The following is a 23,602-nucleotide window of genomic DNA, read 5'->3' as shown; positions in this document are numbered from 1 at the left end:
CGTACTGGCCCGCCGTTACGAGTGGGAACTGGACACCCTGTGGCAAGAGTTGCTGGTCTGGCTGGATAATCGCCCGCGCTCGGTGCGTAGCCGCCCGCAGTTGGCGCAAACCACCCAGACCCTGCTGCAGGAAGCCTGGTTGCGTGCTTCGCTGGCGGGGGAAGAGTCTATCCGCAGTGTCCACCTGCTGATGGCGTTGGTGGATAAACCCAAACTGATAGCCTGCGATGCGCTGTGGCCATTGCTGACCCTGGGGCAGAGCCAACTGGAGCGGCTGCGCCCACTGTTGGATATGCAGTCGGACGAACGCCCGGAAGTGCAGCAGGAAGCCGAGCTGGCACAAAGCGGCCACTCACCGGAATTGCATACCGACGCCCCCCCTGAAACGGCGCTCAAGGCCGGCGAACTGTCCGCTGCCCTGCAGAACGCGCTGGACAAATTTACCCTGGATGTCACCGCCAAAGCCAAAGCAGGTCAGATTGACCCGGTGTTTGGGCGTGACACCGAAATCCGCCAGATGGTAGATATCCTCTCTCGCCGCCGCAAAAATAACCCGATTCTGGTGGGGGAGCCGGGGGTGGGGAAAACCGCCCTGGTGGAAGGGCTGGCACTGCGCATTGCCGAAGGCAATGTGCCGGAAAGCCTCAAACCGGTGGCGCTGCGTACTTTGGACCTGGGGTTGCTGCAAGCCGGTGCCGGGGTTAAAGGGGAGTTTGAACAGCGGCTGAAAAACGTCATTGATGCGGTACAACAATCACCGACACCGATACTGCTGTTTATTGATGAAGCGCACACCATTATCGGTGCTGGTAATCAGGCCGGTGGCGCCGATGCCGCCAACCTGCTGAAACCGGCGCTGGCACGAGGCGAACTGCGCACCATTGCCGCCACCACCTGGAGTGAATACAAACAGTATTTTGAGCGTGATGCTGCGCTGGAGCGCCGCTTCCAGATGGTGAAAGTAGACGAGCCGGACGATGACACCGCCTGCCTGATGCTGCGTGGCCTGAAATCCCGCTACGCCGAACACCACGGCGTACATATCACCGACGATGCAGTGCGCGCCGCCGTCACCCTGTCCCGCCGCTATCTCACTGGTCGTCAACTGCCGGACAAAGCGGTGGACCTGCTGGACACCGCCGCCGCCCGGGTGCGCATGAGCCTGGAGACGGTGCCGGAAGCCATTGTGCGCCTGAAAGCCCAACTGACAGCCTTGGAGCTGGAGCAGCAAGCCCTGCTGGAAGATATCGCCACTGGCAGCCAGCAACACGGTGAGCGCCTGAGCGCCATTGAAATTCAGCGTGGCGAACTGGAAACCGCACTGGAAACGTTAGACCACCGCTTTAACGCCGAAAAAGAACTGGTGCAACAACTGATGACCTGCCGCCAGGACCTGAGCCGTCAGACTGAAGTGACCACGCTGCAACAGCAGCTTGAGCAGTTGCAACAGCCGGAGCCCCTGATACAGGTGGATGTGGACACCCGCACCGTCGCCAATGTGATTGCCGACTGGACCGGGGTACCGCTTTCCTCACTGATGAAAGATGAACAGACCGAACTGCTGAGCCTGGAAGGGGAGATTGGTCAGCGGGTGGTGGGGCAAGATACTGCCCTGACCGCCATTGCCCAACGTCTGCGCGCCGCCAAAACCGGCTTGACGCCGGAAAACGGTCCGCAGGGGGTATTTTTACTGGTTGGGCCGAGTGGCGTAGGGAAAACCGAAACCGCACTGGCCTTGGCGGATGGCCTGTACGGTGGCGAGAAATCGCTGATTACCATCAACCTGTCGGAATATCAGGAGCCGCACACCGTCTCGCAACTGAAAGGCTCGCCGCCGGGGTATGTGGGTTACGGCCAGGGCGGCATACTGACTGAAGCGGTACGCAAGCGCCCCTACAGCGTGGTGCTGCTCGATGAAGTGGAAAAGGCCCACCGGGACGTGATGAACCTGTTCTATCAGGTGTTTGACCGCGGCTTTATGCGCGATGGCGAAGGGCGCGAAATTGATTTTCGTAACACCGTGATATTGATGACCGCCAACCTCGGCAGTGATTTGCTGATGCAGTTGCTGGACGAACAGCCGGAGGCCAGCGAAGGGGATTTACACGAGCTGCTGCGCCCGGTACTGCGTGACCACTTCCAGCCCGCCTTGTTGGCGCGCTTCCAGACGGTGATTTACCGCCCACTGGACGCCACGGCGATGCGCACCATCGTACAGATGAAACTGAATCAGGTCAGCCAGCGCCTGCAACGCCACTACGGCCTCACCACCCAAATAGGTGACAGCCTGTATGACGCACTGACCGACGCCTGCCTACTGCCAGACACCGGGGCACGCAATGTCGACAGCCTGCTCAACCAGCAGATATTGCCGATACTGAGCCAGCAATTGCTGACCTACATGGCGGCGAAGCAAAAACCCAAGACCCTGACCCTGGGCTGGGATGAGGAAGAAGGGATTGTGCTGGAATTTGATACCGCCAGCGGACACACATCAGGAGAGCAGCCATGAGTATTGCGCCGTTATTAATGTTCAATCACAGTCATCATCTGCTGTCAGTCAAAGGCTGCAACAGCGGGCTGGATGTGCTGGTATTTGAAGGTCAGGAAGCCTTAAGTCAACCTTTTAGCTACCGCATTGAGTTTACCAGTGCCGACCAGGCTATCCGCCGTGAAGCGATGTTGATGAAGGCGGCCTCGCTGACGCTACAGGCCCCGGTGGACCAGGGTTTTGGCATTAAAATCCAGCAGCCGTTGCGGGTGATACAGGGGGTAGTGACCGGCTTTGAACGCCTGAGCACCTCCAAAGATGAAACCCGCTATGCCCTGACCCTGCAACCCCGGCTGGCGCTGCTTGACCGCGCCCACCAGAATGCCATCTACCAGGACATGACGGTGCCCCAGATTGTGGAAAAAATCCTGCGTGAACGCCACAACATGCGCGGGCAGGATTTTCTGTTTTCACTGACGGCGGAGTACCCACGCCGTGAGCAGGTGATGCAGTACGGCGAAGATGACCTGCACTTTATCACCCGCTTGCTGGGCGAAGTGGGGATTTGGTTCCGCTTTACCACCGACACGCGGCTGAATATTGATGTGGTGGAGTTTTACGACAGCCAGCAAGGGTATCAGAAAGGGCTGACACTGCCCTCGGTGCCGCCATCCGGCCAGCATGACCAGGGGGTTGAATCGGTCTGGGGCATGACCAGCCACCATCAGGTGGTGCAACAACAGGTCTCTACCCGGGATTACAACTACCGCCAGGCCACCGAGGCGATGGACACCCAGGTGGATGTCACCCACGGCGATAGCACCACTTATGGGGAAGCCTATCACTATGCCGACAACTACCTGACGGCCGGCAGCAGCCATGAACGCCAACCGGCACCGGAGTCCGGCGCGTTTTATGGCCGTCTTCGCCATGAACGTTACCTGAATCAGCAGACGCAACTGACCGGTATCACCAGCTGTGCCACCCTGTCACCGGGGCAGGTACTGAAGGTCACCGGCGGCCATGAAGTTACCGACACCTTTACCAAAGGGGTATTGATTACCCAAGTCCACAGCCAGGCACGGCGTGACCGCAGTTTTGAAATTCACTTTACTGCCTTGCCGGATAACACCGATTACTGCTTCCGCCCCGAGCCCGGCACACGCCCGGTGATGGCGGGCACCTTGCCGGCACGGGTCACCAGTACCACTGAAAACGACACTTATGGGCACATCGACAAAGAGGGCCGTTACCGCGTCAACATGCTGTTTGACCGCGCCAGTTGGGAAACCGGCTTTGAAAGCCTGTGGGTACGCCAGTCCCGCCCCTATGCCGGGGACACCTATGGCCTGCACCTGCCGCTGCTGGCAGGGACCGAGGTAGCGATAGGGTTTGAGGATGGCAATCCCGACCGCCCGTACATCGTTGGGGTGTTGCATGACTCGGCCCACGGCGACCACGTCACCATCCGCAACTACAAGCGTAATGTCCTCAGGACTCCCTCGAACAACAAGATAAGGTTAGATGATAACCGCGGCCAGGAGCACGTGAAAATCTCAACCGAGTACGGGGGCAAGAGCCAACTGAACCTCGGCCACCTGGTGGACAGTGAGAAACACAAGCGCGGTGAGGGCGGTGAACTGCGTTCCGATGACTGGCTGGCGTTACGTGGTGGTAAAGGGCTTTTATTCACCGCGCAGGCGCAACCACGAGCGGGTGGTGAACAACTGAGCATGGATGAAATCAAGCGCCAGCTATCTGATGCGTTAGCGTTGGCGCAATCCTTGTCAGAGGTACTACAAACAGCGCAAATCGATCCCTTGGATAACAGTAGCCAACAGCAATTTTTACAACAAAATGTCGATCAGTTGCAACAACCAGTTATTGTGGCTGGTGCGCCCGGTGGGATCGCACTCTCTACGCCTCAGCATATTCAGTTAAGTGCCAACCAAAACCAGATTATGACTGCCGGTGGTAATACCGAAATCAGTACATTGAAACGTATGGTTTTGCTGGCGAAAAAAGGATTTGTCGCCTTTGTACATGAATTGGGTATGAAACTGGTTGCGGCAACAGGCAAGGTGGAAATTCAAGCGCAAACGGATGCCATCGATATTATTGCCAACAAGAAATTATCCATCTACAGCACTGAGGACGAAATTATTATTTCTGCTCAGAAAAAAATCACCCTACAGTGCGGTGGTTCTTACATCACCCTTGATCCAGCCAAGATTGAAAATGGTACAGGGGGGGGATTTAAGGTGAAAAGTGCTGATTTTGATTATGCCGGGCCTGCCAAGTTGGATATGCCTTATCCAAAGTTTACCGCTTGTGAGTCGACGGCTTCTCAGGCGGACAGCGAAAGTGAAGCCACTATGCCACTGAGCTAAGGAGCGGTGATGCAGATTAATTATTTACAACCGAGTCTACCACTGGCGGAGCATCAATTTGCCGTGATTGACCGCAGGCGCCACCCTGAACTGTCAAAGGAATGGCCACTGATTGAGCTGGTGTCTCCGATGCTGGCTCCACAGGCACATCTTTATCCTTGGTTGCTGCCCTTACATGACCTGCCTTCCGCAGCATGGAGTCAACTGATGTCTGGGTTGGTGCAGCATTCAGACACGCACACACCGCCACTCTGTTCGCTGTTGTTATCTAGCAAGCGATCACCCGAGGAGTTACGTGGTGCCCTGGCTGATGCATTGTATTTTAAAGATCAACAGCAGCAAGGGCATATTTTGCGTTACTACGACCCTCGAGTGCTGTTTCATTTGCACTGGATGCTAAGCCCCTGGCAATTGTCACACCAACTTCCAACACAGCAAATACCTTGTTGGACCTTCTGGCTCGAGGGGGGCTGGCATTCCTTGGCGTTTCCTGAGCGTATTGCTTTCCAAACGGGTGATTCCCCGCATATGCCTCTGGAACAACTCCAGCGTTGTGGGCAGATCAATCAGGTACTGGCAAAACTGCCCCTATGCGGCGATATGGCACAACGGCAAGCATTGAGCCAGCGTATAGATGCACTATTGCAGCAAGCTACACAGTGCCAACTACCGACCAAGGAAGACAAAATTGAATTTGCTCTTCATGGGTTGCAACAACGAGACGCATTTTGGACTGCTCCGAAGATGGCTGAACTGTTGATAAAGGCTAGAAACTGCCCTGATTATTATCGCGATGAAACCAGCAGTTGGGATAAAGCCCAATGGCAGTATATGGTCAGCATGTAATCCGGTAAATTGATATGGAATAAATGATATGAGCACACAAAAAGGTTGTAAGTTCTGTATTCGCTATGGTTTGCCAATTTTACCACTACGTCCTGCCGTTGTGTCAAAAGTGGATACCCTGCCTCATCTGCCTGAATACATTAAAGTACCAGTAGCAGCACAAGGAGAAACGGCCTGGACCGGACGCTTGCTGCGTGAGGGCTTTTTGTACATCTGGGCGGAATCAGGCAAACGCTGGATAAATTACTTTGTGACGGCTGAAGGATACTATTATCCTTTGCCTGAAAATGGTGATATCCCTGCCGATATTGTTGATGGCAAAGTGAGGCCGTGTGCTGACCAGCCAGAAGAATTAGCAACAGCTTCGCTGGTGACTTTACCCGTTAAACCTCTGGGAATGAAAAACGGTATTTTCTGGTTTGTCTGGTCTGAGGTGTCATGGACTGCAGTGGTACGTCAGCAGCATGAAGAGGAAGGCTACCGTAGCAAGGCGATGCAACGCTTTGATATGGATGCCTGGCTCAATGCGGGTAATGCGGAGCAAGTCATAGCACTGGATAAGTTAGAAGATACGGTCGCGGAATACAGCGTCAAAGCCGCCAGTAGTCAGGCTAAAGAGTGGTCAGTGGCTCATTGGAAGCGGGTGCTACCTGTGGGGGGATTAAACCTGCAATTGGCTGCCAATAAGCTTTACCGTGGTAAAGGGGCGATGATCCTGCTGCAAGATGCGCCAGCGGTACTTCAGGACCTTTCATCACTGATAAATTATGAGTTACAACTCAACGTCTATCAACGGCCTGAATATCAGCGCGAGTTGGCACTGTTATCGGCTATCAAGGGCTTGAAAACGTCATTGATTTGTCAATTTGAGCGCGATTATATTTCAGACAGCATGTTTATGGAAAGCGAGATGTTTTTTCCTAAGAATAAAGTTGCTGCTGGTATATCGCCCAAAAATGCCATGTCAGGGGTTACTCAACCGAGTTCGATTGCTGACCAAGTTTTTAAAAGTGGCAACGTAGACTATGAAAAGTATACGGAGATGGTCGATGCAAAGTCGGATATGAAATCTATTGTAGAGCGTAAATGGGCCGAATATGAACAATATTACGATCCGGCTAAAGTTGATGCATTTCAGCAGAAATTTGATGCCATTCTGAACAGTTACAATGATCGGGTTATTGTACCCCGTGTAAAGATGTATATTGACTGCATGCAAGGCCAGTTTTTATTGGGGTATTTCCAACATAATTTTGATCCTAATGACCTGGGCAGTGGCATTGACTACGTTCAGACACTGAATTACTGCATTGTGGGTATGCAAGATAAAATAGGTGCAACACGCTATTTTCAGTCCTTGATTATCGGTGATACAACCGACCCGGTTAACATCATGGCCCGTGCCATGGTGCTCAATCAGGATAAATTAGCTAAAAAGCTTAATAAAGGGGTGAAAGAGAGTGTTGACCTGTGGACCATGCCTTGGTCAAGTCTTGCGGATGGATTTCAAGAGACTATCAAAAGAATGCGCGAGCAAACTGCCGGGGTGATGGGGACCTGGTTTGGACTAATAGCTGGGCCATTAGTGGCAAAACTACAAAGTACGCTGGAATCAGGCCAGGCATTCCATGCAGTAGTAGCGATGGGGGCATTTACTAATAAAGCCATTGTCACTTTGGAAAAAACCGGGACTTATAAGCAATTTGTTTCTGAAGTGGTTGGGCAGTTGGCGAAAGAGAGTGATTTAACCGGCAGGGTGAATGCCGACCGATTGCGTCACTATGTGCAAAAAGAACTACGGCGCTTAAGGATTGATGGCTTACCCATGGAAGGGCAAGAAACCAAAAGATTTATGGTGATGATTGATATCGAAAAGGTTGAGGAACTAAAAACCTTACCCGCCAAAGAAAGGTCCATCGCCCTTAGTAAACTATTGCGTACTACCGGTGAAGTAGAGGCGGAACAATTCACCCGCTGGCAAGGTGCTGTGCAACGGGGGATGAAGCAGGCGGGCCAAGCAATGCCTTTTACTTTGGGCGTCGTTTCTGGGATTTTGCAAACCGTGGCTATATGGCAAACTGCCAGTTATAAAAAAAATAAATTGACTGCTGACCAGACAGAGGCTGCTTGGCGATTTAGGGGTGGGATTGCGGCACTAGCAAGTACCTCTCTTTTAACTATAGAAATTGGTATCAAAGAGTTTAATTTATTCGCTAATGGAGCATCCAGACTAAATGTTATAAGCTCAGAAAAATTTTTAAAATGGGTAGTGAAAATAGGAAAGATATTTGGTGTTAGTGCTGGCGTGTTGACTGTTTTTTATGATTCATATCATGCTTATGATGAGTTTGAAAATAAAAACTATGGGTTAATGGTTGCATATGGTGCATCAGCACTTTCTGGCGTTTGGCTTACTGTGGCCATATTTGCAAAAATTCCTGTGTTTGGTACCGCTATTGCAGCGATTATTTTAATTGGAACGGCAATTTATTTGGCTATTAATGATAAAGACAATATACAAAAGTGGTTGGAACGTTGTTTATGGCGAAGCATTCCAGCTAAAAAAGGATGGAGTGAGCAGGAAAAACAAGTACATATCAAAGAGCAAGAGGCTAAGTTGCCTATTTGGGCAACTATGCATATGGAAATGAATGAGTTGAAACTGGCCTTGGGGGAAGGGTAGTATAATGAAATACTATTATAGATATATACCGACTAAAGTTCGTGTGCTAGCGTTCACTTTTACTTTGCTATCTCTGGGGGTGGGAGGATTCTTAGGGTGGCTTCTCTTTTTTTATAATAGAAGCGCTGATGTTGGTGAGTTTTTCTTTTGGATCGTTTTTTTAATTATTGTTTTAGTGATTGGTTTTTTGTGGGGGAAGGTTGATAGTTATATTGAAAAAAACAGCCTTCAGGATGAAGTCGTAATTAGTAATGAGGTTTTTTCTTCTAAACGTTATGGTGATATCAAATTTATAGATGTTAAATTGTTTAAAGTTCAAGATCTTAATAAAATATTTGGTTTTAAATTGAAAGGAAAGGAGGCTACTTTAAGATTTTCTTATTTAAATTTCTTAGGCGGTGATGGTGGGAAAGAGTATGAGCAAGATAGAATGGCGATAAGAACAATCGCTTTTGAAATTGAAAAAATTATTAAGGAAAAAGAATTAAACATCAAGATTAGTAAAGAATCCACTTCGTCAATTTTGTTTATATTGCTCTGTCTATGCATGATTATGTTAGTCCCTGGATTTATTTTTGCTCCACAACGGGTGATATTTGTTGTTCCCTTTGTTGTGCCGACTTTTTTCTATTTATTAATAAAAAGGATAAACAGTAATAAAGAGAGTAAAGAAAATTAAAGTTATAAGTAATTATCCGTCTGGACCTGAAATAATTCAATTTTCTTGTAGCTGAGTAATCTGCGAGGAGCCATGAGTACAGCCTTTATGTGACTGGTATTATTGAGATAAATGGCTGTGTATCAAAGAGTGGATGGCAAGTTTTCTTTCTGGCTACAGAGTATGGAAATGACAGAGTTAAAAAACTTTGGGGGAAGGATGATTTTATGAATTATTCATATAGATATACACCCAGGAAAAATCGGATAATAGCTACATCACTTGTTTTTTTATGTTTTGGTGTAGTATTTGTTGCTATAGGTACTTTAATTGATATGAGTTTCTCAATCAAAGATATGGATGACTGGATAATTAATACTTGCTTGATATTATTAGCTCTAGTTATGATACCATTGTTTGGGCTTGTCTCTAGCTATATTAAGAAGAGTTCCCTATGGGATGAGGTGACAATAAGTAACGAGAAGATATCATCTTGCAGATATGGAGATATAAGAGTTAAAGATATAATATCGTTTAAAGTTCAAGATCTCAATAAGATATTTGGTTTTAAAATTAGAACTGAAAAAGATAGGTTTTATTTTTCAGGTTTAGATATTCTAGGTGATAGCGGCGGAAAGGAATATCAAGGGGATATTGTTGCTCTAAAAGCGATGGCAAATGAGATAGAGCGCATCATCAGTGAACAAGGGCTTAATGTTAGATCCAGTAAAGAATCAAGTTCAACAGCCTTATTCGTAGTGCTCTGTTTAGCTATGGTGATGCTGATCCCTGGGCTTATCTTTGCCCCGCAACGGATGATTTTCGTTGTTCCTTTTGTCGTGCCGCTGTTCTTTTATGCATTGAAAAAAAGAAAAGATCAAAAGCAGGTAGATAAAAAATAATATGGATTATTACGGGCTGTTTCCAAAGTTTAAATTCAATCGTCCATTGAATGAGCAAGAAAGACAATATCAACTTAAGCAGCATGAACAGATTGATTTAAAAAATCAATCTCTAGCATCGGAAGCAAGTGTTATTACTTTAAACACTAACTATATGGAGTTGGTAGATAAATACTACTCAGCTAAGGGGGTGGGGACTCTAATAAGCTCGGTTGGCTTTATTGCTACCTTCTCAGTATTATTATATCTGGTGTTGGCAACATTATTTTCTCAATATAGTATATCATGGGAAGCTATTGCATTTCTTTTGTTTATTCTATTGACTGGAGTACCGATGGTAATTTTTATGTTTATTTTACTCAAAACAGAATGGTTTGCCTGGACGCACTACCCAATTCGCTTTGATAGAAAAAACCGTATGGTGCATGCCCACCGTATTGATGGCTCTAGCTACTCGGTGCCTTGGGATAAGGTATTTTTTACTCTCGGTTTGAGCCATGGAAAAGGTGCGAGTAAAGATTACTATATCAGTGGCCATGTATTGGCAGAGGATAATATCACAGTGGTCGATACTTTCTGCCTGCCAGCAACCCACGGTGATCGTGAGCCGTTGAAACGCCATTGGGAATTTGTACGCCGCTATATGGAAGAGGGGCCACAGGCAGTGATATCGGTGGTGGATTTTTGTCTGCCCATTGAACATAAACGGGAAAGCTATAACTTTGGTCTATTGTATTTAATCTCACAATATGATGGTATACCCCTATTCCTATTACCGATTTTGTTCCCGTTTATATTTTTATTAAGTTTTATTTTTAGCATTCCCCGTTATATTGCCATTATCACCAGCAAACGACCTATCTGGTCAGCAGAAATTGAAGCATTATGCCCGGTGGCTGCGGATGATCCTTATAGGGTCACGGCAGAGAATAACCATAAAACACCGTGGCGAGATATTTTTAAGGACAAGCGTAAAGATAAAAAATAAGTCAATACTCAGGTGAAAGAGGGAGAGGAACTTTTGGCTGGTACTAATAAATATCATATCCAGAAATGGTTGGCGTAGAACCTATGGTATAGGTTGTCGATTAATAAAAAGGATGGTGTATTGGATCAATAAGATAAAATTAGCCAGGGAGCGGCAGAACGGTTGATTTGCCCAAATGTGCAAATGGAAATAAGTGAGTTTAAATTGGCATTGGGCGAAGGATAATTTTATGGTTTATTCATATAGATATATTCCAAGAAAAAAAGAATAATTGCGAATTCGTTTGTAATTCTAATGCTATTAATGACAGCAATTAGCCTGAGTTATTTTATTTTTTTATGGATGAAGATAATTTTTTCTCTCAGTGGCTTGGTAAATGGAGGGGGGTGTTTTTTATGGTATTGTTGTTATTTATTTTCACGCCATTATCTTTCCTTGTTTCTAATTATATTGAAAAAAATCCTTATGGGATGAAGTGACAATAGATAATGAGAAAATATTGTCTTGCAGATATGGGTGTATAAGAGTTAAAGATATAGTATCGTTTAAAATTCAAGATCTTAACAAGATATTTGGTTTTAAAATTAGAACTGAAAAAGATAGGTTTTATTTTTCAGCTTTAGATATTCTAGGTGATAGCGGCGGAAAGGAATATGAAGGGGATATTATTGCTCTAAAAGCGATGGCAAATGAGATAGAGCGTATCATCAATGAACAGAGGCTTAATGTTAGAACCAGTAAAGAATCAAGTTCAACAGCCTTATTCGTAGTGCTCTGTTTAGCTATGGTGATGCTGATCCCTGGGCTTATCTTTGCCCCGCAACGGATGATTTTTGTTATTCCTTTTATAGTGCCGCTGTTCTTTTATGCATTGAAAAAAAGAAAAGAGCAAAATCAGGTAGATAAAAAATAATATGGATTATTACGGTTTGTTTCCAAAGTTTAAATTCAATCGCTCATTGAATGCGCAAGAAAGACAATATCAACTTAAGCAATATGAAAAGATTGATTTAAAAAATCAATCTTTGGCACCGGAAGTGAGTGTTATTACTTTAAACTCTAACTATATGGAGTTGGTAGATAAATACTATTCACCTAAGGGAATAGGTAGTCTTGTGAGTTTTGTTGGTTTTTCTATGTTTTCTATTTTTTTAATATCGGTGATTTTTATATTCCTTAATCGAAACTTTAATTGGACTGCCTTTTTTACCATTATATTTTTTACAGTAGTGTCAGTACCAGCAATTTACTGGGCGTTAAAGTTGCTTAAAACCGAATGGTTTGCCTGGACGCACTACCCAATTCGTTTTGATAGAAAAAACCGTATGGTGCATGCCCACCGTATTGATGGCTCTAGCTACTCAGTGCCTTGGGATAAGGTATTTTTTACTCTCGGCTTGAGCCATGGAAAAGGCGCGAGTAAAGATTACTATATCAGTGGCCATGTATTGGCAGAGGATAATATCACAGTGGTCGATACTTTCTGCCTGCCAGCAACCCACGGTGATCGTGAGCCGCTGAAACGCCATTGGGAATTTGTGCGCCGCTATATGGAAGAGGGGCCACAGGCAGTGATATCGGTGGTGGATTTTTGTCTGCCGATTGAACATAAACGGGAAAGCTATAACTTTGGTCTATTGTATTTAATCTCACAATATGATGGTATACCGCTATTCCTGTTACCGATATTGTTCCCGTTTATATTTTTATTAAGTTTTATTTTTAGCATTCCCCGTTATATTGCCATTATCACCAGCAAACGACCTATCTGGCCAGCAGAAATTGAAGCATTATGCCCGGTGGCTGCGGATGATCCTTATAGGGTCACGGCAGAGAATAACCATAAAACACCGTGGCGAGATATTTTTAAGGACAAGCGTAAAGATAAAAAATAAGTCAATACTCAGGTGAAAGAGGGAGAGGAATTTTTGGCTGGTACTAATAAATATCATATCCAGAAATGGTTGGTGCAGAACCTAAGTTGTAAATTGCTGATTCATAGAAATTAATGAGTTAAAATTGGCATTAGGGGAAGGATGATGTCATGAATTATTCGTATAGATATTCAGCGAAGAAAAATAGATTGATAGCATTATTATTGATGCTTTTTTTTATCGGAATGATGTTGATTTTTGCGAGTTACTTCATATTCTTAACTATGAGGGGGGAGCCTAATTTTATTATCGAATGGTTGGGTGATTGGTTTATTCCTTCTTTTTTATTTTTTTTGATTTTTATTATCGCAGCATTAATGGTATGTGTTTCAAATTATATTGAAAAAAACACACTGTGGGATAAGGTGAGTTTAGATAATGAAAAGATTTCATCGATTAGATATGGTGATATGAACTTTAAGGATGTAGTGTTATTTAAAGTTGATGATTTAAGTAAGATATTTGGTTTTTCTGTATGTACTGAAGAAAAAAAATTTAAGTTTACAGCATTGAATATTTTAGGTGATAGTGGCGGAAAGGAGTATCAAGGGGATATCGTTGCTCTAAAAGCGATGGCGAATGAGATAGAACGGATCATCAATGCACAAGGGCTGAATGTTAGAACCAGTAAAGAATCAAGTTCAACAGCCTTATTCGTAGTGCTCTGTTTAGCTATGGTGATGCTGATCCCTGGGCTTATATTTGCCCCGCAACGGATGATTTTTGTTATTCCTTTTATAGTGCCGCTGTTCTTTTATGCATTAAAAAAAAGGAAATATAGTAACAAAAAGAGCAACGGGATTGGTAATTGAAATCAATCGCTAAAGCCTGGGGGTATTTACAGTATATCGGTGTTTGTTATTATGTTAGCCTTCCATAAAATAAATATGAATTTTATTAGATCTGGTTATTTTTACAAAAAATAAATTATTAAAAGGATAAGATAGTTGAGTGATAATCTATTATGTTTGTGGCGAAAATTCCAAAAATCATCAAATGAAGATGAGTTATTGCTTTTTAATTTTATTAATAAATTAAGGGGATCTACGTTATGGCTTGAAGGTGAGAGGCAAGAAGGGGAAATTAAAGCAACATTATTCTCTGTGCCAGAAGAGTATGGTGAACCTTGTTTATTAGCTTATGTAGGTGAAGAAGGCCCACCTAAAATACTTGATAAAGCTATCGCGAATGGTGTTGTATACCAAAAGATTGCAGGAGATGCATTTTTTTTAAATGCTAATTCACAAAGCTATGATGTGATACTTGTGGAGAATTCTGATAGTCTTGAAATTTTCCCCAAGAAAATGGTTGAGTTAATTTGTTTGCTGCTATTAAACCTTGATGATGAGCTTTCCACAAGCAATACAGTATCAAAGAGTAAAAAAATATCGCTAAAGAAAAGTCACTTCATGAACGCATTTTTCATATTGTTTATTGCTATTATGATATATGCTCCTTTCTCTGATTTTGGTAGGGGTATATTAGATATCAATAAGCAAGCCAATGATGAAGTATCATCAAGGCCAAGACATCTTGTTCAGGAAGAGTTTTTAAATGGTCAATTTACAATTGGCATCCCTTACCAATATGAGGTGGATAATCGGAAAAAGGAACTTATCAGTGAGTTAGAATCTGGAGCGGTATTTCGTATTTATGAAAATAAAAAATCCAAGAGCCACATTATTAATATTGGTATTTTACCCTCACTGAGCTATACACGGGGCATCCCTGATAGGCTGATGAAAATGGGGCGTGAAATTGCTTTATCAACAAACGCTATTGGCAAAATTAAAAATGCAACTGTAATCGATAAAGAGCATGTTAATATTAATGGTGCTGATATGGTTACAGTTAAAACTCGTGGGGATGTTGATGGTCATGAGGTTGTTATTACGACTCTTTTAACAGAGATTGAAACAGTGATTAATAAAAAAGTGGTTTTTGTTCAGGTTGTTTCTATTAAAGACCAAATTAATACCCATGATATTTTTGCCAAAAAAATCTTTAACAGTATCACTGTGAAAGAGTCAAAGTAAATTTTGATTACTTATTATAAAACCCTATGCTAGTCATTTTGATAGGGTGAGTGTCTTTAAAAGAGATATCATCTTTACTGTTAAATGAATAAGCGTTATCGGATATTTATAATAGAGAGTAGAAGATATGAAAGGTATAATCCGTATCGGAGATAAAACCACAGGAGGCGGCCAAGTGCTTTCTGGTTCTGGAAAAATGACGTTTCAGGGGATTGGGGTCGCTCGGCTGAATGATCCCGTCAGTTGCCCGATAACTGGGCATAGCCCTTCTTATATTGCCGAAGGGCACCCAACGATGAAAGATAATGGGGTACCGGTGGCTTTTGATGGGTATAAATGTAGTTGCGGTTGTACATTAATATCCTCCTTGACCAATGCGACGACGAGTAAATAATGCCAGTTGATCTCTCCACTATTCCTCCGGTTGCTAAACGAAAGCAACGGCCCTCTGTAAAACGTTGGTTACTCTTGTTGCTGATTTTTCTACTCGGTGGCGGGTTTACTACGCTTAAATTATGGCCAGCGGAAAGTGCAACACGCGGGGCGCTTTTTTGGCACTGTTTGATCAGTATTCCTTGTGTGCTATGGCTATTTGCATTTACTACCCGCTGGGTAAGTTGGCTGGTTTCAGAGTGGTTAGCTGATGGTTGGGATGCCGAGCGGGAGCGCGATTTGATGGCTGAGATCCAACATGGGCAAAATTTTCTCCTGCTGGGGGCTGAATGTGTGCATTTGCCGCATGTCGCCAGCGCTAATACGTTAACAGAACAATTTATGCTGCCTGAAGGGGTAGTATTGCCCGCAGTGGTCGATGAAGCCACACAGGAAGTCCGCTATCAGGCTCAATTTAATGATGCCACAATGCAGCTTTCCGATAGAGTTACCCGCAGACTGAGCTCGCTTTTGCAAGATGTTGCTCTGCAGGCTGCATTGACTCGACTTAAATTACCCCATTCATTGGCAGTGGTTATACAAGTGGACAGTGATGCCCCATTGAGTGTTGAAGAGAGTGCGGCTATCCAGCAAAATCTTATGCCGTGGCTACCCGCATCCGCTGTCGTACAATTCTTTCCGCAGTTTGCACTGGTGGATATTGACCATTGGTTGGATAAACCCGATATGATGGATTCACTGCTTATTCTGTCGGTCAGGTTAATGTCAAATTTAGCAGATGGCGAAAGCGAGATAGCCGTTGCACTCCTTCTACATGCCAAAAATACCGTTGCAGACAGCGCTATGGCTCATGTTCATCGGCCCGAACTTTCGCAGGAAACTGCAATGATCCATGCATCGGCGATGCAGTCTTTACAGTGGGGAAATACTCAGGTGGAAGATGTCGCTTACTTATGGCTTGCAGGAATGGGAACCGAAAATAAAGCACAGGCTCTGCTGATGAATCATCACCTCAATTTTCCTTGTGTTGAGGCTAAAGGGCAGTTTACAGATATAGATATCAAGAGTGGCTATACCGGTGGGGTGTCCCCCTGGCTTGCCATTGCTTTGGCAGCAGGGAATTCCCGGCAGCCGCTTGCTGCGCAATTAATCATGAGTACCACAGGGGCGGCTGGCTTGCCGTGGTGGTTGGTTGTCTATCCAACCGCAGAGTCATAAGGGCAGGGTGTGTCCCCGACCATTCAAAAGTCAGAAATCTGGCAGGGTAACCGTGGCATATAGTTTGGCTAGCCGGGTACTACTGCAAGCAGTGTTCAAATCGTTTTTAGCCGATTTGTCCCTAAATAGTTTTCTGACTGCCACTTCAATAAAGTTGATTATATTATCCATATCGCATTGAATTCATCAGCGATTACTGGCACTAGCGTGTCCAGCCGTTTTGTGTTGGGAGATACAGGTGAAAGGCATATTACAGGGGTTAAGAAATACCACGTTTCAGTTATGGTCTATTTTGTTTATTTTTCTATTTCTGGGGATTGCTGTTTGCTTGATACTCAGAAATGACCCCGCTCAATTGGGGGTTTCACCAGATTCTGTCTGGCAGGAGCGGCTATTCTTCTTATCTCTGGTCTTAACAGGAGGGTTGTTGCTATTTATTGTGCTCTTTTTCGTTTCGACCTATCTGTTCGGTAAGAAAGCCTATCGTAACGCGAAGTCTATCTCTGGTGGGAATAAGCCTGTCACTGAGCATACCCGTTCAGAAATAGAGTCATCGGCCTTGATGAGTATCACCCAACTCAAAAACCACCTCGCCCGCCGTTATGGCCTGTTCTGGCGGCGTAAAGTGCGCCTGCTGCTGGTCACTGGGGATGAGAGTGAACTGGCACTGTTGGCACCGGGTCTGAAAGAGAACCAGTGGCAGGAAGGCAGCCGCACGGTGCTGATTTACGGCGGCAGCCTGACCACCCAGGTTGATAGCGAACAATACACCGCGCTGCGCAAGTTGCGCCGGGGTCGCCCGCTGGATGGCATTATCCGGGTACTGGGCCCGCAGCAGAATCTGACACCGCAAGTCAGTGACAACGACTTGCGCGGGCTGGAGAAAATCGGCGAACTGTTGCGTTACCAACCCCCGGTGTGGTTATGGCAACTGTGTGACAGCCCCTGGTCACAAGCCGGGCGTATCGAACAGACCGTGGGGGCCTCCTTCCCCTGGCGTGCCATGTCTGATGATGTCGCACGCCAGCTGAATAAACTGCTGCCGCAACTGCGCCAGCAGGGGGTAGAGCAGGTGCTGGAGCATCAGCAGCATGACTTTCTGTTACGTCTGGGGCAGCAACTGCAAGCCGGTGGTATCGAGCGCTGGCAAGTTCAACTCACCCCCTGGCTGTTTGCAACGCAGCAACGGGTGCCGTTACGTGGCCTGATGTTCAGCCTGCCGCAGCCCAACAGTGCCGAGCGCGCAGGATTGGGCACGCCGAACGCCGTTCCCCATGCACTGACCCTGCCGGCCATCTGGCAAGGGGTGATTGACGAGTGTGGCAAGGTGCGTGGTCGCCGGGTGGGGATGGCCTGGGAGCGCACCCTGGCCTGGTCGCTGATGACCGTGATAGGGCTCTGGTGGGCGGGTCTGTTGCTGTCGTTTGTGCTTAACCGCCAACAGATGATCACTATTGCCGAGAAAGCCCATACCCTGGTGGCGCAACCGGCGGTCACTGATGAGCAATTGACCGCATTGCATGATCTGCGTAACGACGCGGGGCGGCTGCAGTACCGTGTTCAGCAAGGGACGCCGTGGTACTTGCGCTTCGGCCTGGACCACAATGCCTCGCTGCTGGCGGCGATGATGCCCTGGTACGGTGAAGCCAATAATCGCCTGATCCGTGACCCCGCCAGCCTGGCCCTTAAACAGCAACTGACCACCCTGGCCAACTCGGCCCCCAACACGCCAGAGCGTGCGGAGCTGGCCAAATCCGGTTATGACGCGTTGAAAGCCTGGTTGATGATGGCGCGCCCCGATAAGGTGGATGCCAGCTTCTATGCCGACACCCTGAAAACGGTGCAACCTACCCGCCAGGGGCTCTCCCCCGGGTTATGGCAGAGCCTGGCACCGGATTTATGGGCATTTTATATTGTCGAGCTGCCCCACCAACCGGGGTGGAAAATCACCCCGGAGGCACCGCTGGTGAATCAGAGCCGCCAGGTGTTGTTGCAACAGATTGGTCGGCGTAATGCCGAAGGGACCCTGTATGAAAACATGCTTAAATCGGTACGTCGCAATTTTGCCGATGTGACGCTCGAGGACATGACCAGCGGTACCGACGCTCGCCGCCTGTTCAACACTGATGAAGTGGTGCCGGGCATGTTTACCCGTCAGGCCTGGGAAGGGGGCATTCAACCGGCAATTGAGAAGGCCGCCAATTCCCGCCGCGATGAAATCGACTGGGTGCTCAGCGACAGTGGTCATAACATCACGGCCGAAATTTCCCCCGAGGCGCTGAAAGCCCGCCTGACCCAACGCTATTTTGCCGATTTTGCCGGTAGCTGGCTCAGTTTCCTCAACAGCTTGCGCCTTAACCCCACCAATAATATTGCCGATGTCACCGACCAATTGACGCTGATGAGTGATGTCCGCCAGTCACCGATGATTGCGTTGATGAATACCCTGTCCTGGCAGGGGCAGACCGGGCAGCAGAGTGAAGGGTTGTCGGATTCCCTTATCAAGTCCGCCAAGGACCTGATCAATAACAAGGAGAAACCCACCATCGATCAGAATGCCGCCGGGCCTCAGGGCCCACTGGATGACACCTTCGGCCCGTTGTTGACCCTGATGGGGAAAAACAAGGCCGGTAACGTGATGTCGGCGGATAACAGCCTCAGCCTGCAAACCTACCTGACGCGCATCACCCGTGTGCGCCTGCGCTTGCAGCAGGTGGCCAGCAGTTCAGATCCGCAGGAGATGATGCAGACCCTGGCCCAGACGGTGTTTCAGGGCAAAAGTGTCGACCTGACCGACACCCAGCAATACGGCAGCCTGGTGGCCGCCAGCCTGGGGGAAGAGTGGAGCAGCTTTGGCCGCACCCTGTTTGTGCAACCGCTGGCCCAAGCGTGGCAAACCGTATTGCAACCCTCGGCCGCCAGCCTTAATGACCGCTGGAGCCGGGCGGTGGTGGCCAATTGGCATACCGCCTTTGATGGGCGTTATCCGTTTGCCGCCAGCAAGAGTGATGCCTCGCTGCCGATGCTGGCAGAGTTTATCCGCAAGGACAGTGGCCGCCTTGAGCGCTTCCTCACCAGCGAACTGGGCGGGGTGCTGCATAAGGAAGGCAGTGTCTGGGTCGTGGACACGGCGCACAGCCAGGGGTTGACCTTTAACCCGGCGTTCCTTAAGTCTATCAACCAGTTAAGTCAGTTGTCCGATATTTTGTTTACTGATGGTAGCCAGGGGATCAGCTTTGAACTGCAGGCCCGCCCGGCACCGCAGGTCACGGAAACCCAACTGACCATTGATGGGCAGAAACTGCACTACTTTAACCAGATGGCAGACTGGCAGAGCTTCCGCTGGCCGGGTGATACCTATAAACCGGGCACCATGCTGACCTGGACCACCACCAATGCCGGGGCGCGGCTGTTTGGTGATTACAGCGGCACCTGGGGCTTTATCCGCTGGTTGGAGCAAGGTAAACGCCAGCAACTGGACCACAGCCAGTGGATGATGAGCTTTACCACCCCAGACGGCCAGACTCTGCAATGGGCACTGCGCTCACAACTGGGCAATGGCCCGCTGGCGTTGTTGCAGTTACGCAACTTTACCCTGCCGGATCAAATTTTCAGTGTCGAGGCCGGGGTAGCGGAGAACGCCCTATCTGGAAACAGTAGCAGCAATAGCAGCGGCAGTAATAATCTTCCGCTAGAGGGGGAACAATAATGGCCGACCTGCAAAGTTTAATGGCGGGTAGCTAGGCGGGGAACCAGACCCTGGCGCAGCAGGAACAAGTCACGATTGCCTAATGGAACAACTGGTTAACCCCTTTGAGCGAGAGCCAGCCCACCAGTGAAGAGCTGAGTTATGACGAAGATCTTCAGCGTATTCGTGAAGAGGTGAACAAACTCTCGGGGATGGATATCGAACTTATCTGCACACTGGCAGAGTTCGACGGCAGTGTGCATACACGCACCCTGCTGAAATTATAAATAAAGGAAGCTATTGTGAGCATTGTTGAGTATTGTTTTTTGAGTGGCAGAGAGAAGACATTAAAATATTCACTATTAGTCGTGCTGTTACTTTTTTCTGTTATAGATGTTCATGCTGAAGAAACTCCTTGGGTACCATTATGTATTAAAGATTTACGTGAACATTGTGGCATTATGAGCTTAGAAGGGGATTGGGTGCTACCACCAAGCTATTCTAAAATTACCTTTGCTGATAATGTATGGCTTGCCGAGAAAAGGACGCATGCAGGATTTGAAGTTAATGTTGATATTTTCAATCAACAAGGTGTTAAAACTGCTTCATTTACAGAAGTAACAAAGATTGCAGATAATGTATTAAGTGAAAAGAATGATAAATTCTCATCTTTTAGATTGTACGATTATAATGGTAAGCTTATTTCTTCATCGGGTTTTAAACTAGTTCAGCCACTCTCTGAAGGACTGGCTGGAGCTAGAGCTGATTCAGGTAAAATGGGTTATATCAATACGCAAGGTCAATGGGTAATTAAGCCAAAATACGAATCCATTCAGCCATTCTATAATGGGTTGGCTGAGGTTAATACCACCGAAATGAAAGAAAACTCCGGTGAGAATATGGTGATTAATAAAAGTGGCAATGTAGTAATGCCTTATAAATCAAACTATAAGTATTCTAGGGTAAATGATGATTATTGGCAAAGGAGACATTGGACACCTTCTCAGTACTATGAGTTTAATAAAGTGTATGACAAAATGGATGTGTTGAACAACGCAGGGGGAATAGTAAAAAAGAATATAGAAATAGTCGGAGGGTTAGAGGGTGGTGTTGCAATATATAATCAGTTGAATAATGGTAAGGAAAACTATGGGGTTATTAATCTAAAGCTTTCAAAAATTATTGTGCCGGCGGGCTCTCGTCATTGGGAAAGAGCCTATGGGTTTACCAATGGCACTGCCTCTGTGATGATAAATAATAATTGGGAAGCTATCGATGTCAGTGGGAAAATAGTTCCTGAACCCATTGCAGGTAAACAGAATCTTAAGGGAAGGTTAATAGATAAATTTAATGAAAAAAATGCAATGGCATTAGATAAAGAAAAGGTATCGTTGTATTCGATGAATGTTTCTGATGGTACATCATTTATTGATCCAAATGATAAGGAACTACCACCACTAATGTGGCTGATGGACTCTTCGAATAAAACGGAATTCCTTATTGATAAGGAGGGTGATGTTTTTTTAAAAAAACAAGATGTTTCTCAAGTTGGAGAGATGAAGTGCCTGAAAAATATCACATTGGCCTATAATAAGAACGGAGAGTTAAAATGGCCTGATGACTCTGCAGTAGTCTGTGAGGCTACGGATGTGAGTAAGAAAAGCTACAGTCCAGCGGCACAAAAATACTTATTAAGCTATGAAGACAGTGTCAGAGAAGAAGGACAAAAAGATAAAGAGACAAATGATTTACCTTGGCAGCATGGCCCTAAGATTATTTCATTGTCAAATATAGCAAAATTGAACTTGCCACAAGGATACCGATTCCTACCAGTAGATTATGCCAACGCGTTATCTGATCAAGAAATGATGATTGCTAAGTTGTCAAAAGATGATAGTCGCAAAGTTATTGGTTTTATCAGTCCTGAGAAAGGTTGGTGGCGAGCGGCACTCTGGCTTGATAAACATCCGCCAATTGATATTAATTCTTTGGAAAGATTGGATGCAGATGATTTGTTATTTACACTTAAAGAACATTTTCAGGATCAAACCCAGTCTTTTATTGACCTGCAGTGGGATGTAATTCCGCACTGGGATAAAAAAATGCAGCGATTAAGTTGGAGTGTTAGTCCGAAATATGGTTCCCAGTCTAGCGCATTTCTGAAAAGCATCAAGGTCGGTAACCAGTGGTTAGTTCAACTCTTGCTGACTGACTCTAAAGGTTTTATCGATTCTCAGCCGCATGCAAGACCGGAGCTGGTCACTGAAGAGCTCAACCAGTTGCAAGATGTTATACAATTTGAGCAGCCTCAGGAATATGAGTTAAAAGCATCAGAGGGTGGTGTAGATGCTAGACAGTTGATCACTGGGGCACCAACCAAAAAGGATGTTGCTATGCAGCAGTTTGTTGGAAGAGAAATGCAGCAACGTACAGAAAGACAAAATCAAGCATTAAAGGACGTTCTATTACGCATATTACCGCTCTTACTGCTGGCTTTTTTAGGAGGGGGAGCTGTACTTGCCAAGAAAAGAAACCAATCCTCTAAAGACACGCAGGATGATAATTGATATTTACTCTAGAACCTAAATAATTCGAATTGCTTGACAGGGCGCTGAGCATTTTTGAACAGCAGCGCTCCTTTAGCGCAAGGATCAGGTCTGTCTCTAGCCAGCCCCAAGCAATTAGTAATATGACGAATATGTATGGGGCTATGCCTAACTGCGACTATTACATTATGAGCTTTCAACTGTCCCAATTAGCGGCTTATCAAGGCTGAATGATGAAATTTATGTTACGCTTGATTACGTGGCTTACCCCGGCGTATGTATTTTCTACTGTAATGACCGTGGTGCTTACTCTTGCTTTAGTAGATGTTAAGTATGCCTTTGAGCCTAATCTAATGGATAAGAATGAAATTTTCCTGATTCAGGGGATATATGGCATCGGATATATATTATACTGGGCGTCAATTATCTCATTTATTATTCTCGCGACTATTTTTTTCAATCAGGAAGATCAATAAATTAAAGACTAAGATAGCTGAACTGCAGAGAGAAGTGAGGAGTAAACAATTAAGACCGGTTTACGAACAAAAACAGACGGTTATTTGAGCGTAAGAGAGTCCCTCCCGTTACTGCCTGCGAGGCGAGTTTTCAAAGTATTATTTTCAATAAAATCAAATAATTATTAATAGGTTAGCTTAACTCGATTATTCCTGTATGGTGTAGGGATTTTGCTTCTCTACATTCTCATTTTTTCATTGGTATTATACCCCTATGGACGACTTAACCCTGCGTTATTACGACGCTGAAATGCGCTACCTGCTTGAAGCCGGTGAAGAATTTGCCCAGGCCCACCCGGACCGTGCGGCGATGC

At 46.1% G+C, this 23,602-nt stretch carries 17 protein-coding genes; all 17 read left to right on the top strand.

From position 1 onward, the window contains the following. On the top strand, positions 1–2,512 hold a 2,512-nt coding region (gene tssH, locus AC2A06_RS17640), incomplete at its 5' end, for a type VI secretion system ATPase TssH (protein ID WP_484381127.1). Further along, on the top strand, positions 2,509–4,881 hold the full coding sequence (locus tag AC2A06_RS17635; RefSeq protein WP_484381126.1) for a type VI secretion system Vgr family protein: 2,373 nt from the start codon (positions 2,509–2,511) through the stop codon (positions 4,879–4,881). The genes tssH and AC2A06_RS17635, both read left to right, overlap by 4 nt. A 9-nt stretch (positions 4,882–4,890) precedes the next feature. Then, complete coding sequence (locus tag AC2A06_RS17630; RefSeq protein WP_484381125.1) at positions 4,891–5,727, top strand: DUF4123 domain-containing protein; 837 nt, start codon at positions 4,891–4,893, stop codon at positions 5,725–5,727. Between the two features lie 28 nt (positions 5,728–5,755). Continuing rightward, positions 5,756–8,410: a T6SS effector BTH_I2691 family protein gene (locus AC2A06_RS17625; protein ID WP_484381124.1), complete on the top strand. Its 2,655-nt coding sequence runs from the start codon at positions 5,756–5,758 to the stop codon at positions 8,408–8,410. A 4-nt stretch (positions 8,411–8,414) separates the two neighbouring features. Beyond that, positions 8,415–9,089, top strand: a complete 675-nt coding sequence (locus tag AC2A06_RS17620) for a hypothetical protein (RefSeq protein ID WP_484381123.1) — start codon at positions 8,415–8,417, stop codon at positions 9,087–9,089. A gap of 89 nt (positions 9,090–9,178) precedes the next feature. Then, on the top strand, positions 9,179–9,970 hold the full coding sequence (locus AC2A06_RS17615; RefSeq protein WP_484381122.1) for a hypothetical protein: 792 nt from the start codon (positions 9,179–9,181) through the stop codon (positions 9,968–9,970). A gap of 1 nt (position 9,971) precedes the next feature. After that, positions 9,972–10,958 carry a DUF6708 domain-containing protein gene (locus AC2A06_RS17610; RefSeq protein WP_484381121.1) on the top strand — a complete coding sequence of 329 codons (987 nt, stop codon included), beginning with the start codon at positions 9,972–9,974 and terminating at the stop codon, positions 10,956–10,958. 475 nt (positions 10,959–11,433) lie between these two features. Next, complete coding sequence (locus AC2A06_RS17605) at positions 11,434–11,871, top strand: hypothetical protein (protein WP_484381120.1); 438 nt, start codon at positions 11,434–11,436, stop codon at positions 11,869–11,871. A gap of 1 nt (position 11,872) precedes the next feature. Beyond that, positions 11,873–12,853, top strand: coding sequence for a DUF6708 domain-containing protein (locus AC2A06_RS17600; protein WP_484381119.1), 981 nt, complete (start codon positions 11,873–11,875; stop codon positions 12,851–12,853). Between the two features lie 149 nt (positions 12,854–13,002). Continuing rightward, positions 13,003–13,704: a hypothetical protein gene (locus tag AC2A06_RS17595; protein WP_484381118.1), complete on the top strand. Its 702-nt coding sequence runs from the start codon at positions 13,003–13,005 to the stop codon at positions 13,702–13,704. Positions 13,705–13,839: 135 nt separating this feature from the next. Further along, positions 13,840–14,928 carry a hypothetical protein gene (locus AC2A06_RS17590; protein ID WP_484381117.1) on the top strand — a complete coding sequence of 363 codons (1,089 nt, stop codon included), beginning with the start codon at positions 13,840–13,842 and terminating at the stop codon, positions 14,926–14,928. 127 nt (positions 14,929–15,055) lie between these two features. After that, positions 15,056–15,322, top strand: a complete 267-nt coding sequence (locus AC2A06_RS17585; protein WP_037386805.1) for a PAAR domain-containing protein — start codon at positions 15,056–15,058, stop codon at positions 15,320–15,322. Beyond that, positions 15,322–16,539, top strand: a complete 1,218-nt coding sequence (locus tag AC2A06_RS17580) for a hypothetical protein (protein ID WP_484381116.1) — start codon at positions 15,322–15,324, stop codon at positions 16,537–16,539. The genes AC2A06_RS17585 and AC2A06_RS17580 overlap by 1 nt, the downstream gene beginning before the upstream one ends. Positions 16,540–16,777: 238 nt before the next feature. Next, positions 16,778–20,248: an ImcF-related family protein gene (locus tag AC2A06_RS17575; protein ID WP_484381115.1), complete on the top strand. Its 3,471-nt coding sequence runs from the start codon at positions 16,778–16,780 to the stop codon at positions 20,246–20,248. 104 nt (positions 20,249–20,352) lie between these two features. Continuing rightward, complete coding sequence (locus tag AC2A06_RS17570) at positions 20,353–20,514, top strand: hypothetical protein (RefSeq protein WP_484381114.1); 162 nt, start codon at positions 20,353–20,355, stop codon at positions 20,512–20,514. 15 nt (positions 20,515–20,529) lie between these two features. Continuing rightward, positions 20,530–22,794, top strand: a complete 2,265-nt coding sequence (locus AC2A06_RS17565) for a WG repeat-containing protein (protein ID WP_484381113.1) — start codon at positions 20,530–20,532, stop codon at positions 22,792–22,794. Between the two features lie 708 nt (positions 22,795–23,502). Then, on the top strand, positions 23,503–23,602 hold a 100-nt coding region (locus tag AC2A06_RS17560), incomplete at its 3' end, for a type VI secretion system baseplate subunit TssF (protein WP_484381128.1).

The organism is Serratia sp. HNCC26DJ244 (assembly GCF_057180565.1).
The sequence above is the reverse complement of the archived record's forward strand: the minus strand, read 5'-3'. Positions and strand labels throughout refer to the sequence as shown.